This is a genomic window from Luteimonas sp. AC640a, from assembly GCF_979256585.1.
This window is the reverse complement of sequence record NZ_CEEDOV010000021.1, coordinates 59339-72617: the sequence shown is the minus strand read 5'-3', so window position 1 is coordinate 72617 and position 13279 is coordinate 59339. Positions and strand designations below refer to the sequence as shown.

The following is a 13279-nucleotide window of genomic DNA, read 5'->3' as shown; positions in this document are numbered from 1 at the left end:
CCGGTGCAATCCAAGGAATTCCCATGGCCCGCGGCGTCAACAAAGTCATCCTGGTCGGCAATCTCGGCAACGACCCCGACACCAAGTACACCCAGGGCGGCATGGCCGTGACCCGCATCAGCCTGGCCACGACCAGCGTGCGCAACGACAAGGACGGCAACAAGCAGGAGCGCACCGAATGGCACCGCGTGGTGTTCTTCGGCAAGCTCGGCGAGATCGCCGGCGAGTACCTGCGCAAGGGCAGCCAGTGCTACGTCGAAGGCGAGATCCGTTACGACAAGTACACCGGGCAGGACGGCGTGGAGAAGTACACGACCGACATCGTCGCCAACGAGATGCAGATGCTCGGCGGCCGTGGTGACGGCGGCGGCGGTGGAGGCGGTGGCGGTGGCAATTACGAGCGCGGCAATCGTCCGCAGCGTTCGGCCGGCGGCGGTGGCGGCGATGCACCGCAGCAGCGTGGTCCCGCGCCTTCGCGCCAGTCGGCACCGCAGCAGCAGCGCCCGGCACCGATGGACGACTTCTCGGACGACGACATCCCGTTCTGATCGGACGCCGCGTCGCCCGATGTACTGCACGAACCCCCGAGCGATCGGGGGTTCTGCGTTTCAGGGTCCCCAGGTCGGGTAGAGCGCTGCCTGCGCGGCTCAGCGCACGCCATGCATCCAGCGACGCATCAGCGGCGAGAGCACGAAATAGGCGATGCCCGAACCGACACCGATCCACAGCATCAGCTGGAATAGATCGGCGTGCTTCGTGGCCGCGACCGCCATGTCGAAGGTCTCGCCTTCGGGCACGTCCATCGAGGTCAGCTTGCCGAACTGCGCGGCCAGCACTTCCGAGTACGCGGTCGCCAGCCAGAACGCGCCCATCATCAGGCCCACCACGCGTGCGACCGACAGCTGGGTCACCGCCGACAGGCCGATCGGCGACAGGCACATCTCGCCCAGCTCCAGCAGGAAATACGCCAGCACCAGCCACCACACGCTGGCGAGCACGCCGCTGCCGGCCGACTGCGCAGCCAGCATCAGCGGCACGAACGCGAGGCCCGCGAACACCAGGCCGATCGCCATCTTCGCCGGCTTGCTCGGATTGAGCCCGCGGCGATCCAGCCACGGCCACAGCCACGAGAACACCGGCGCCAGCACGACGATGAAGAACGCGCCGAGGAAGGTCAGCGAGCCCGCGGTCTGCGGTACCAGCACGACGTCGTGGACCAGCGCGATCGCGAGACCGACCACCATCACGATGACGGCCGTTTTGGCCAGCCCGCCATTGCCGCGGTCACTGGCGCGCAATGCGGTGACCATCAGGATCGGGCTGCTGGCGAGCGCGAAGATCGCCCACGGAATGCCGGGCTGGTAATTGCCGGGCGTCAGGCCGAACAGATCCTTGGTCAGCATGCGGTCGGTGAACGTGACCCAGGAGCCGTAGGTCTGCTCGTAAAGGGTAAAGAAGATCAGAACCCCGATGATCAGCAGCACCAGCGCCAGCATCTGCTGGCGTTCGACTTTCGTGCAGTGGCGCACGAGGAACCAGACGAACCAGATCACCAGTGCGGCCGCAATCAGATGCATCGCGCCGTGCACGGTCCAGGTGCGCTGGATCAGCTGCCAGACCAGCAGCGCACCGGCGACGCTGCCGGCATAGATCCACCACTCGCGTGACAGCGGGCCGACGCGTTCGCGCAGCTTTGCCGGATCGTTGGGTTCGGCGAGGCCGTAGAGATATTTCTGGCCCCAGATGAAGACGATAAGCCCGGCGATCATGCCGATGCCGGCCGCGCCGAAGCCGTATTTCCAGCCGTAGGTCTCGCCCAGGAACGCGCACACCAGACTCGCGAACAGCGCGCCGACGTTGATGCCGGCATAGAACAGCGTGAACCCGGAATCGCGCCGTGGATCCTCGGGTGCGTAGAGCTTGCCGACGATCGTCGAGATGTTCGGCTTCAGGAAACCGACGCCCATGATGATCAGGGCCAGCGACAGGTAGAACACTTGCAGCGCGGCCTCGTCGCGGATGACGACGCCATCGACGATGCGCGCCTGCTCGCCCTCGTAAGCCATGCCCAGATGGCCGAGCACCAGCAGCACGCCGCCGAGCACGACCGCCTTGCGCATGCCGAGGTACCGGTCCGCCAAAAGCCCGCCGATCACCGGCACGGCATAGACCAGGCCGCCGTAGGCGCCGAGCAGATCGAAGCCGGCGTCGTCGCCGAACAGGTGGTACTTGAGGATGTAGAGCAGCAGCAGCGCTTTCATCCCGTAGAACGAGAAGCGCTCCCACATCTCGGTGAAGAAGCAGACGAAAACGCCTTTCGGGTGGCCCAGGAAGTCCGCGTGCGACGCGGCGGAGGAAGCGGTGACAGCGCGCAATGCCGTGATCCGGGCGGGCGAAGGCGCGAGTATAGGCCCGGCGCCGTGCCCCGCGGCAGCCGCGCGTCAGGGGTTGCCGGCTGCCTCTTCGTCGTTACGATGTAGAGCGCCGTGCTCGGGGAGAGCGTCTTCGACGGTCGGAGTCACGGAGATGGAAATCAGGAGTTCGTATGGTCCGCGAAGGACTGCTGTCTGCATGTATTGCTCTGTCATGTTTGAGCGCGCCAAGCCTGCATGCGCAGGTGGATCTGGGGCCTTTCATCCAGGATGAGGGCATCCTCGATCTGAAAATTTCGCCCGACGGGCGTTTTCTCGCGGCGACCCTGCCGGCCGAGGACCGGTCGGTGATCGCCATCCTCAACCGGATCGACCGCAGCGTCGTCGGCAGTTTCCAGTTGCCGGCGAACACGCATATCGCCGATTTCTGGTGGGCGAAAGAGGACCGCCTGATGTTCGGTCTCGCCCAGCGCTTGGGAATGCGCGACTACCCGGCCTCCACCGGTGAGCTCTATGCGATGAATGCCGACGGCTCGCGCGCCCAGTTGCTGGTCGGCTATCGCGTGCAGAACTCCGGGCTCGGCACCAACATCCGCAGTGGTCCGAAGGAGGAGCGCGTGTTCGCTTGGCCCATCGACATGCTGCCGGACGATCCGCGCAACGTGCTGGTGGCCATTTCGCCGTTTGGCGGCGATCCGTATACCCGTGTCGACCGGATGGATGTCTACAGCGGTCGTCGCCACACGGTTGCCACCGTGCCGGTGAACCAGGCGCGATTCGTGACCGATCACCAGGGCGAGGTCCGCTTCGCGGTCGGCTCGCGCAGCGACAACCTGAGCCAGCTGTATTACCGCGCCGGTCGCGGCGCCGACTGGGAGCTGCTGAACCACCAGGGCACCTCCGGCCGCATCGAGTATCCGGTCGGGTTTTCGCAGGACGGCACCACCGCCTATCTGCAGGTCACCCAGCCCTCGGGTCCGGACGCGATTGTCGCGATGGATATTGCCTCCCGTGACCGACGGGAGCTGCTGCGCGACGAAGCCGTCGACCCCGAGATCCTCTACCGGCCCGGCACTGAGGTCGCGATCGGCGTGCGCTATCCGGGAGCGGCGCCACGGATGGCATTCTTCGAGCCCGAATCGGACGACGCGCGCCTGTTCCGCATGTTCGAACTGGCCTTCCCTGGCTATGAGATCGGTGTCGCCTCGTCGACACGCGATGCCAACACCAAGCTCCTGCTCGCCACCAGCGATCTTGACCCCGGGAGTTTCTACACCTACGACGCACGCGAGAAGAAGGCCGATTTCGTGCTGGCACGTCGCGCCGGGATCGATCCCGAGCAGATGAGCCCCATGGCGCCCGTGGCGATCCGCGCACGCGACGGCCTTACCGTCCACGGGTATCTGACACGTCCTGCTGGTGCGCCTGCCGGACAGCCGCTGCCGCTCGTCGTGGTGCCGCACGGCGGGCCGTTCGGCATTTCGGACGCCTGGGCGTTCGATCCGGAAACGCAGTTGCTCGCGAAAGCCGGCTACGCCGTCCTCCAAATGAATTACCGTGGGTCCGGGGGATATGGCCGAAGTTTCATGCAGGCCGGCGCCCGGGAGTGGGGCGGCAAGATGCAGGACGATCTGACCGATGCGACCCACTGGGCGATCGAACAGGGCCACACCACGCAGGATCGCATCTGCATCTACGGCGGCAGCTACGGCGCGTACGCGGCGATGATGGGCGCGGCGCGCGAGCCTGACCTGTATCGATGCGCAGCCGGCTATGTCGGCGTCTACGACCTGCCGATGATGCGCAACGACGACCGTCGCGGCGCCGCCTGGCTGCGGACCTGGTTCGACGAGTGGGTCGGCGCGGACGCGCAAGCGCTGGCGGCTGCGTCGCCGACCCAGCGCGCGGCGCAGATCCGTAGCCCCGTGCTGCTGGTGGCGGGCGGCAAGGACGAAGTCGCGCCGGTCGGGCACACTCGCAGCATGGAACGCGCGCTGCGTGCAGCCGATGTGCCGGTGGAGACGCTTTACGTCGCAAACGAGGGCCACGGCTTCTACAAGCCGGAGAACCGCCGCATGTACTACACAAAGCTGCTCGACTTCCTGTCCACGCACCTCGGCGGGCAACGCGCCGCCCAGTAACGCCCCGCCGGCGCCGCTTTGCCAGCATCGCGGCGCCGGCCTACCATTCGGGCTCTTTGTACGGAGCCCTGCCATGTCATTGCGCCTTGCGCTGTTGCCGTTGTGCCTGCTCGCCGCGTTGCCGGCTGTCGCCCAGGAACGCGAGGCCGCGCGCGGGCTCGACGTGCGCGATCTGGTCAAGCTGGACCGAGTGTCCGCGCCGCTGTTGACCGCCGATGGTCGCCAGCTGGTGTTCGCCCAGCGCACGCTGGATTTCGATTCGGGCAAGGCGGAAACCGCGCTGTACACGCGCAATCTGTTGACCCGCGACATGGCGCCGCCCAAGCGGCTGACGCCGACGGGCTGGAACGTGAACTCGCCGACGCTGTCAGCTGACGGGCAGACGGTCTATTTTCTCAGCAGCAAGAACGGCAGCTCGCAGCTGTTCTCGATGCCGCTCGCCGGTGGCACCCCGCGTCAGCTGACCGATGTCGCGGTCGACATCGGCACCTACCAGCTCTCGCCCGATGGCGCGCGCGTCGCGTTCAGCGCCGACACCTTCGCCGACTGCGCCGCGGATCTCGCGTGCACCAAGCGCAAGCTTGCCGAGTCCAAGGACGCCAAGGCCAGCGGTGTGGTCTACGACCAGCTGTTCGTGCGCCACTGGGATACCTGGAAGGACGGCACGATGAGCCGCCTGTTCGTCGCCGACCTGCCGGCCGCCCGCGCACGTGCAGTCACGACCGTGCGCGCACTGGGCCATGCGCTCGACGGCGACATCCCCGGCAAGCCCTTCGGTGGCGCAGAGGACTACACCTGGGCGCCTGACGGCCGCTCGGTCGTCGCCAGCGTCAAGGTGGCCGGACGCGAGGCGCCGTGGTCGACCAACTTCGATCTCTACCGCATCGATGCGATGGGCGAGACGGCGCCGGTGAACCTCACCAGCGCCAACCCCGCCTGGGATGCCGGCCCGGTCTTCAGCGAAGACGGCGCCACGCTGTTCTACCGCGCGATGCAGCGCCCCGGCTTCGAGGCCGACCGCTATGCGCTGATGGCACTGGATGTCGCCAGCGGCCAGGCGCGCGAGATCGCGCCGCAGTGGGACCGTTCGCCGAGCAGTGTGACCCCGTCCGCCGACGGCAGCGCGCTCTATGTCGCCGCCCAGGACACGGGCGAATACCCGCTGTTCCGCGTCGATGTGGCCAGCGGTGAAGTCACCAAGCTCATTGCCGACGGCTCCATCTCGTCGTTCGCGATTGCAGGCGACACGGTCGCGCTGACCCGCAACTCGATCCAGAGCGGCGACACGCTCTACACCGGTTCTCTGCAGTCGCTGGGCGCCGACACGCAGCTGCGCCAGATCACCCCGACCGCGGCCGAGCGTCTGCCCGGTGTCGCATTCGGCGACTACGAGCAGTTCTCGTTCAAGGGCGCCGGCAACGAGACCGTGTACGGCTACGTGGTCAAGCCGTGGAACTACCAGGAAGGCCAGACCTATCCGGTCGCGTTCCTGATCCACGGCGGCCCGCAGGGCAGCTTCGGCGACGGCTGGAGCTACCGCTGGAATCCGCAGACGTATGCGGGGCAGGGCTACGCGGTGGTGATGATCGATTTCCACGGCTCGACCGGTTACGGACAGGCGTTCACCGATGCGATCAGCGGCGACTGGGGCGGCAAGCCGCTCGAGGATCTGCAGAAGGGCTGGGCTGCCGCGCAAGACAAGTACGCGTTCCTCGACGGCGACCGCGCGTGCGCGCTCGGCGCGAGCTACGGCGGCTACATGATCAACTGGATCGCCGGCAACTGGTTCGACCGTGGCGGCAACGCGCCGTTCAAGTGCCTGGTCAACCATGACGGCGTGTTCGACACGCGCTCGATGGGCTACGTCACCGAAGAGCTCTGGTTCACCGAATGGGAGAACAAGGGCACGCCGTTCGACCAGCCGAAGAACTACGAGCGCTGGAACCCGGTCAACCACGTCGCGAACTGGAAGGTCCCGATGCTGGTCGTGCAGGGCGAGAAGGACTACCGCGTCCCGGTGGACCAGGGCCTGTCGACGTTCACCGCGCTGCAGCGCAAGGGCATCGAATCGAAGCTGCTGTACTTCCCGGACGAGAACCACTGGGTCCTGCAGCCGCACAACAGCGTGCTGTGGCACGACACCGTCAACGCTTGGCTCAAGCAGCACATCGGCGAGTAAGCGGTCTTGATTGGACGGCCGGCGCATGCCGGCCGTTCGCATGTCTGCCCCTGAAAACCGGACCCTGGAGTACCGCCACGATGGCGATTGAATCCGTCACACCGCCCACCGCGCTGATCACCAGCGACATCGTCCTGTTCGGCCTGCTGGCTGCGACACTCGGCGCAATCTTCTGGCTGGCCAGCGGGCCGACGCCGTTCTGGAAAAAGTTCTTCACCTGGGTACCGGCGTTGTTGCTGTGCTATTTCGTGCCGGCGTTCTACAACACCGTCGGCCTGATCGACGGTGAAAACAACAGCCTCTACAACCCGATCGCCAGCCGCGTGCTGCTACCCGCGGCGCTGGTGCTGCTGACACTGTCGATCGACCTCAAGGGCATCCTCAAACTCGGACCGAAGCTGCTGTTCGTGTTCTTCGCCGGCACCGTCGGCATCGCGCTCGGCGCGATCGTGTCGTTCCAGCTGCTGGAATGGCTGTGGCCGGCTGCGGTGGCCGGTGATACCTGGAAGGGCATGGCGGCGCTCGCCGGCAGCTGGATCGGCGGTGGCGCAAACATGGTCGCGATGCGTGAGGTCTACGAGGTGGACGCCACGCTGTTCGGCCAGTTCGCCGTGGTCGACGTCGCGATGGCCAGCGCGCTGATGGCGACGCTGTTGTTCATCGCCAACCGTTCGGCGCAGATCGATGCCCGCTCGGGCGCGGACACGCGTGCGATCGACGAGATGAAAGCGCGGATCGAAGCCTACGACGCGCAGAACGCGCGGATCCCCACGCTCAACGATCTGATGGTCATCATCGCCGTCGCCTTCGGCCTCGTCGGACTGGCGCACGCGATCTCCAACCCGCTGGCGGCGTGGTTCGCGCGCTACGACTGGGCCTCACGCTTCAGCCTGGACTCGTCCTTCGTCTGGGTGGTGCTGATCTCCACACTCGCAGGCCTGCTGCTGAGCTTCACCCGCGCGCGCCGGCTCGAGAGCGCCGGTGCGTCGAAGGTCGGCACGGTGTTCCTGTATTTCCTGATCGCCTGCATCGGCATGCAGATGGATTTCCTCAAGCTGGCCGACCGCCCGGAGCTGCTCGCGATCGGCGTGATCTGGATGGCCGTGCATGTGCTGGTGATCTGGGGCGCGGCGCGGCTGGTACGCGCGCCGGTGTTCTATGTCGGCGTTGGTTCGATGGGCAATGTCGGCGCAGCGGCATCGGCGCCAGTCATTGCCGCCGCCTTCCATCCGTCGCTGGCACCGGTCGGCGTACTGCTGGGCACCGTCGGCTACGCCACGGGCACGCTGTTTGCGTATGGCATCGGCCAGATCCTGCGGGTCATGGCAGGGCAATAAGTACAGCTGCCTGGGGCGGCGGTGATCTCGGGGCAGGCGCTCACGCTCAGGAGATGGCCTGCTTATCGTTATGGATGTGACGCGCGTCGACATCCAGCGGCATCTTGTGACGTGCGCCGTGATTCGAGGGATGACACCGCGAGTCACGATCGCGGACAGGTCGGCGCCGCGATGGATGGCACGCGACTTGCTAAAACCTCGTCCGGAACCCGACATTGGATGAAGATGCAGCAGGCCACGTTGGACAAGGTCGTGACGATGGGCGCGCGCGGGCAGGCGGCTCCCTTGGTCGACGCAACGCTGATCCGCGGCGAGTTCGAGCGTGTGCAGTCGCGCGCGCGCGGCGTGACGATGCTGCTGTTGACCACCGCCGATGGACGCGCGGTGGCGGAGTGGTCGCATGCGCGTCTCGATCCGCGCAGGGTGGGCGCGATGACCAATTCATTCCTGACGTTGGGCGAGACCCTGTCCCGGGAAGTGGGCATGTCGTCAGCCGACCACGCCACCATTTCGACGGTGCACGGCAGCCTGGTGGTGATCCGTATCGACGGGTCACGGCCTTATACGTTGGCTGTGATGGGCGGCGCCGATGCCACGCTGGCAGTGCTGCTGTTCGCGGCCCGCGACTGCGCAGCGCGCATCCGCACGCTCCTCTAATTCAACGCCCGCACTGCCGCTCGTCATCGGGCACGCGGTAGGGCGAGCGCGTTCGAACCCGCACCACACCGACACAACCCAATCGAAAAAGGACGTCACATGTCAGGTAATTTCAGTCTCGATCAGCTCAACGGCATCGCCGGCTTCATCGGCGCAGCCCTCGTGGACAGCGATAGCGGCATGGCGCTCGGCACTCTGGGCGGAGGCGCGATCGATCTGGACGTCGCCGCGGCCGGCAACACCGAGGTGATCCGCTCCAAGCGCAACGTCGCCAAGATGCTGGGCCTGACCGACTCGATCGACGACATCCTGATCACGCTCAGCAACCAGTACCACTTGATCCGGCCGCTCGAAAGCAACGGTGCATTGTTCGTCTACCTGGTGCTGGACCGGGCGAAGTCGAACCTGGCGATGGCCCGACATGAACTGAAGGCATTCGAGCGCACGCTCGACTTCAAGTAATCGCGGTTCGCCCGGCACGCACCAAGCGACTTCGCTGCACCTGCCGGGCAGTCAGCCCTGGATTCCATGACCACGCCCAGCTACACGCACGCGCGCATCGCCTATGCGGGCCTCGACCTGCTGCACATGACCCGCTTGCGGGTCGCGTGTTCGCTGTTGATGTCGGACCGGCTGGAAGCCGAACTTCATCCATGGCCGGCAGCGGGCGTGCGCGTGCTTGTGGCCGGCATGGACGACGCTGCGGGCCTGGTGGCGATCGATGCGGGCACGCGCAGCGGCGTGGCGATCGTGCGCATCGCACGTACGCCTGGCCACGCGCCGGGCATCCTGCAACACGGCGCGACCGTGCGCGAGTTGTTCGATCAGCTGCGCGCAATCCTCATCGAAGAAGCGCTGCCTTCAGGCAACACACCGATCGCGCCGTCCGGCGGCGGGCGTTTGCTCGACATGGCATCTGGCGCGGATGGCGACGTGGCGGTGCTCGCCCTGCAGGGCATGCGCGTGGCGGTGGATCGAAGCTGCGGCACCCTGTATCCCGCGCACGGTGTGGGTGCCGCAGCACTGGCGGCATCGGCGACGCAAACAGGCTGGCGCGTCGATTGGCGGACACGGCAGGCGTTCGATGTCGACCGTGCAAATTTCGCTGCCGCCAAGCCGCTCGAATCGGTCGTCTGGCAGATCGCGGTGACGGCGAGATCGCCTGTCGGTGACTTTCCGCGCATGCGCAGGATCGGTCTGTCCGCCTGGCCGGATGTCGAGACCGGGGTCCTGCCTGACGTCTGGTTGCTCCCGATGAGCTGTCTGCTGCAACGGGCATGGTCCTGCGTCGCGCTGGCACAGGCGTGCGGCCTGCCGGTTGTCGAGATCGAACGCATTTTCGCGGCAATGCATCACAGCGGGTTGGCGTCCACGGCTACCGTCGGCGTGTCCGGTCGCGCCGAGGACGTGCCGGTGCCCGCCGCGGAGCGAGGGTTCCTGACACGCGTCGCGCGCCGGTTCGGACTGCATTTCGGAGGTAATCGTGGCTAGCGTCACCACCAAACTGGTCTTTGTCGGCGACATGGGTGCAGGCAAGACCACCGCGATCCGCTCGATCTCCGATCAGGAGCCGATCAGCACGGAAATGCCGATCAGCGACGACGTCACGTCGGACAAGACACACACCACCGTCGCACTCGACTACAGCTCGATCGAACTCGACAGCGGCGACCTGCTGCACGTCTACGGTGTGCCGGGTCAGCAGTACCTGGACTTCATGTGGCCCATGGTCGCCGAGGGCGCACTGGGCATCATCGTGCTGGTCAATGCCCAGCATGCGGATCGCGTGGCGAGTGCCGACCTGTTGCTCCGTCGGTTCCGGGCGCTCGCGCCGCAGGCATGTTTCGCGGTCGGCGTGACCCGGACCGATCTCAGTGCCAATTTCACCCTGCCGGTGTTCCGCGACGCGCTGCTGGCCTTGGGGCACCGCTTGCCGGTCATGCGTGTCGACGCGCGTGACTCGGTGCAGGTCGATTTCCTGATCAAGACTCTACTGTCCTACCAGTACGCGACGACCCTGTCGGACAGCTGATACTCGAGCGCGCCGGCCTCGGTGCGTCTGCGCGGGAGGCGGCCGTCGCCCCACGCCGCGCGCCGATCCGCGGGCGCCGCGTGTGCCGTGTCTGGGTCATCGACGCACGTGTCGTTGCGCAAAAAAACGCGCCATCAAGGCGCGTTCCGTGTGCTCAGCAGCAGCGGAATCCGCTGCGCCCGCCGAAGCGGGCTTCCTGACGTTCGCGGAAGAACGTCTTGTAGTCCATCGGTTCGCGGTCCGGGTGCTTCTCGAGGATGTGGCGGACGTAGTTGTCGTAGTCCGGGACACCGCAGCACAAGCGCGCGGTCTGCACGACCCGTCGCCACACACGCTTGTGCGCGGCGAAGTATTCGACCGGAACCAGCGCGCCGGCCATTACCGGCGCACCTGCGCAATGGCGCGCATCACAACCACGCCTGCTGTTGTTCGGGGGTCAGTTCGACGTACGGCGATTCCTTGACGGTCGGCACCGCGGTGCGCCGCGCGCGCAGGATCGAGCGGATCGCGAAGAACAGCACGCTGAACACCACGAACAGGAACAGGATCGTCAGGCCCGCGTTGACGTAGCCGTTGATGACCACCTGGCGCATCTGGCCGACGGTCTTCGCCGCGCCCAGCAGTTCGCCGTTGTTGATCGCGGTCTGGTAATGGCGCGACTGGGCGAGGAAGCCGAGCGCCGGCTTCGGGTCGAACAGCTTGATCAGGCCGGCATAGGTCGTGCAGATCAGCAACCAGATCGCCGGCACCACGGTGACCCACGCGTAGCGCTCCTTCTTCATCTTGAACAGCACGACCGTGCACAGCATCAATGCGATGCCGGCGAGCATCTGGTTGGCGATGCCGAACAGCGGCCACAGCGTGTTGATGCCGCCCAGCGGATCCATGACGCCCTGGTAGAGGAAGTAACCCCACAGTGCGACGCATCCGGCGGTGCCGATCAGGTTGGCGCTCCACGACTCGGTCTTGCGCAGCACCGGGATGAAGTTGCCCAGCAGGTCCTGCAGCATGAAGCGACCGGCGCGCGTGCCCGCATCCACCGCCGTCAGGATGAAGAGCGCTTCGAACAGGATCGCGAAGTGGTACCAGAACGCCATCATGTTGTCGCCGCCCGGCATCGCGTCATGCAGGATGATCGCGATGCCCACTGCGAGCGTCGGCGCGCCACCGGCGCGCGAGATGATCGAATTTTCGCCGATGTCGCGCGCAGTCTGTTCGAGCACCTCCGGCGAGATCACGAAGCCCATCTGGCTGACCGCGGCGGCGGCGCTCTGCACATCGGTGCCGAGCACGGCAGCGGGGCTGTTCATCGCGAAGTAGATGCCCGGATCGAGGATCGAGGCCGCGACCAGCGCCATGATGGCGACGAACGATTCCATCAGCATGCCGCCGTAGCCGATATAGCGGGCATGGGTTTCGTTGGCCAGCAGCTTGGGCGTGGTGCCGGACGAGATCAGCGCATGGAAACCGGACACGGCGCCGCATGCGATGGTGATGAACAGGAACGGGAACAGGCCGCCCTTGAACACCGGTCCGTCGCCGGTGCTGGCGAACTCGGTCAGCGCGGGCATCTTCAGCGAGGTGACTTCCGGGCTGGCGATGACGATGCCGATGGCCAGCGCGACGATCACGCCGATCTTGAGGAACGTCGACAGGTAGTCGCGCGGCGCGAGCAGCAGCCACACCGGCAGCACCGCGGCGACGAAGCCGTAACCGATCAGCATCCAGGTGATCTGGACGGCCGTGAAGGTGAACGCCGGACCCCAGGTGGGGTGCGCGCCGACCTGTCCGCCGAACCAGATCGCGAACAGCAGCAGCGCGATGCCGACCACCGAGATCTCGCCGATCTTGCCCGGACGGATGTAACGCATGTAGACGCCCATGAAGATCGCAATGGGCATCGTCGCGATGACGGTGAACATGCCCCACGGGCTTTCGGCCAGTGCCTTGACGACGATCATCGCCAGCACCGCGAGGATGATGATCATGATCATGAAGGCGCCGAACAGCGTGATCGTGCCGGCCACCTGGCCCATCTCCTCACGCACCAGATCGCCGAGCGAGCGGCCGTTCCTGCGGGTGGAAATGAAGAGGACCATGAAGTCCTGCACCGCGCCGGCCAGCACCACGCCGACGATCAGCCACAGCATGCCGGGCAGGTAGCCCATCTGCGCGGCCAGCACCGGGCCGACCAGCGGGCCGGCGCCCGCGATCGCGGCGAAGTGGTGGCCGAACAGCACATTCTTATTGGTCGGTACGTAGTCCAGGCCGTCGTTGTTGACGTGCGCTGGCGTCGCCCGGCGTGGGTCGAGGCCCAGCACCTTGTCGGCAATGAAAAGGCTGTAGTAGCGATAGGCGACGAGATAGATCGATACCGCCGCGACCACGATCCACAGCGCGCTGATCTGCTCGCCCTGGCGCAAGGCGACGACGCCCATGCAACCTGCGCCCAACAGGGCCACCGCGCCCCAGAGGGCATGCTTGATCGGACTGTTCATGGGCAACCCTCGGGAGATGGCGCGAAGCGTCGCGCTGCCGAAGGAAACCGTCAACGGGGAGTT

At 66.2% G+C, this 13279-nt stretch carries 11 protein-coding genes; 8 read left to right on the top strand and 3 right to left on the bottom strand.

Going from position 1 to position 13279, the window contains the following annotated elements; genetic code table 11:
• The first annotated feature begins 23 nt into the window (after nt 1-23).
• Nucleotides 24-548: a single-stranded DNA-binding protein gene (locus ACZ9YD_RS15155; RefSeq protein WP_465076112.1), complete on the top strand. Its 525-nt coding sequence runs from the start codon at nt 24-26 to the stop codon at nt 546-548.
• Between the two features lie 99 nt (nt 549-647).
• Here the strand turns inward: ACZ9YD_RS15155 and ACZ9YD_RS15150 are convergent, their stop codons facing one another.
• Nucleotides 648-2375 (bottom strand): peptide MFS transporter, encoded by a 1728-nt coding sequence (locus ACZ9YD_RS15150; protein ID WP_465076111.1) that lies wholly within the window; start codon nt 2373-2375, stop codon nt 648-650.
• A gap of 170 nt (nt 2376-2545) precedes the next feature.
• Here ACZ9YD_RS15150 and ACZ9YD_RS15145 point away from each other — a divergent pair, with 170 nt between their 5' ends.
• From ACZ9YD_RS15145 to ACZ9YD_RS15115, 7 genes are all read left to right on the top strand, one after another.
• Nucleotides 2546-4513, top strand: a complete 1968-nt coding sequence (locus ACZ9YD_RS15145; RefSeq protein WP_465076110.1) for a S9 family peptidase — start codon at nt 2546-2548, stop codon at nt 4511-4513.
• A 73-nt stretch (nt 4514-4586) separates the two neighbouring features.
• The gene (locus tag ACZ9YD_RS15140; RefSeq protein ID WP_465076109.1) at nt 4587-6692 is read left to right on the top strand and encodes a S9 family peptidase; all 2106 of its coding nucleotides are present in this window, start codon (nt 4587-4589) and stop codon (nt 6690-6692) included.
• Between the two features lie 80 nt (nt 6693-6772).
• Nucleotides 6773-8029 (top strand): DUF819 family protein, encoded by a 1257-nt coding sequence (locus tag ACZ9YD_RS15135; protein WP_465076108.1) that lies wholly within the window; start codon nt 6773-6775, stop codon nt 8027-8029.
• 219 nt (nt 8030-8248) lie between these two features.
• Complete coding sequence (locus ACZ9YD_RS15130) at nt 8249-8686, top strand: roadblock/LC7 domain-containing protein (RefSeq protein WP_465076107.1); 438 nt, start codon at nt 8249-8251, stop codon at nt 8684-8686.
• Nucleotides 8687-8785: 99 nt separating this feature from the next.
• Nucleotides 8786-9148 (top strand): roadblock/LC7 domain-containing protein, encoded by a 363-nt coding sequence (locus tag ACZ9YD_RS15125; protein ID WP_465076106.1) that lies wholly within the window; start codon nt 8786-8788, stop codon nt 9146-9148.
• Nucleotides 9149-9214: 66 nt separating this feature from the next.
• Nucleotides 9215-10177, top strand: a complete 963-nt coding sequence (locus ACZ9YD_RS15120; RefSeq protein WP_465076105.1) for a hypothetical protein — start codon at nt 9215-9217, stop codon at nt 10175-10177.
• A complete protein-coding gene (locus ACZ9YD_RS15115) occupies nt 10170-10718 on the top strand; it encodes a GTP-binding protein (RefSeq protein WP_465076104.1) in 549 nt (182 codons plus the stop codon). Before ACZ9YD_RS15120 ends, ACZ9YD_RS15115 begins: the two co-directional genes overlap by 8 nt.
• Before the next feature lie 154 nt (nt 10719-10872).
• Here the strand turns inward: ACZ9YD_RS15115 and ACZ9YD_RS15110 are convergent, their stop codons facing one another.
• Nucleotides 10873-11097 carry a YbdD/YjiX family protein gene (locus ACZ9YD_RS15110; protein WP_465076103.1) on the bottom strand — a complete coding sequence of 75 codons (225 nt, stop codon included), beginning with the start codon at nt 11095-11097 and terminating at the stop codon, nt 10873-10875.
• A 28-nt stretch (nt 11098-11125) separates the two neighbouring features.
• A complete protein-coding gene (locus ACZ9YD_RS15105; RefSeq protein WP_465076102.1) occupies nt 11126-13216 on the bottom strand; it encodes a carbon starvation CstA family protein in 2091 nt (696 codons plus the stop codon).
• Nucleotides 13217-13279: the final 63 nt, after the last annotated feature.

What these genes read in the sequence shown, in the direction of transcription:
- ACZ9YD_RS15155 (WP_465076112.1), top strand. Translation starts at nt 24, where the DNA reads ATGGCCCGCGGCGTCAACAAAGTCATCCTGGTCGGCAATCTCGGCAAC.
- ACZ9YD_RS15145 (WP_465076110.1), top strand. Translation starts at nt 2,546, where the DNA reads ATGGTCCGCGAAGGACTGCTGTCTGCATGTATTGCTCTGTCATGTTTG.
- ACZ9YD_RS15140 (WP_465076109.1), top strand. Translation starts at nt 4,587, where the DNA reads ATGTCATTGCGCCTTGCGCTGTTGCCGTTGTGCCTGCTCGCCGCGTTG.
- ACZ9YD_RS15135 (WP_465076108.1), top strand. Translation starts at nt 6,773, where the DNA reads ATGGCGATTGAATCCGTCACACCGCCCACCGCGCTGATCACCAGCGAC.
- ACZ9YD_RS15130 (WP_465076107.1), top strand. Translation starts at nt 8,249, where the DNA reads ATGAAGATGCAGCAGGCCACGTTGGACAAGGTCGTGACGATGGGCGCG.
- ACZ9YD_RS15125 (WP_465076106.1), top strand. Translation starts at nt 8,786, where the DNA reads ATGTCAGGTAATTTCAGTCTCGATCAGCTCAACGGCATCGCCGGCTTC.
- ACZ9YD_RS15120 (WP_465076105.1), top strand. Translation starts at nt 9,215, where the DNA reads ATGACCACGCCCAGCTACACGCACGCGCGCATCGCCTATGCGGGCCTC.
- ACZ9YD_RS15110 (WP_465076103.1), bottom strand. Translation starts at nt 11,097, where the DNA reads ATGGCCGGCGCGCTGGTTCCGGTCGAATACTTCGCCGCGCACAAGCGT.
- ACZ9YD_RS15105 (WP_465076102.1), bottom strand. Translation starts at nt 13,216, where the DNA reads ATGAACAGTCCGATCAAGCATGCCCTCTGGGGCGCGGTGGCCCTGTTG.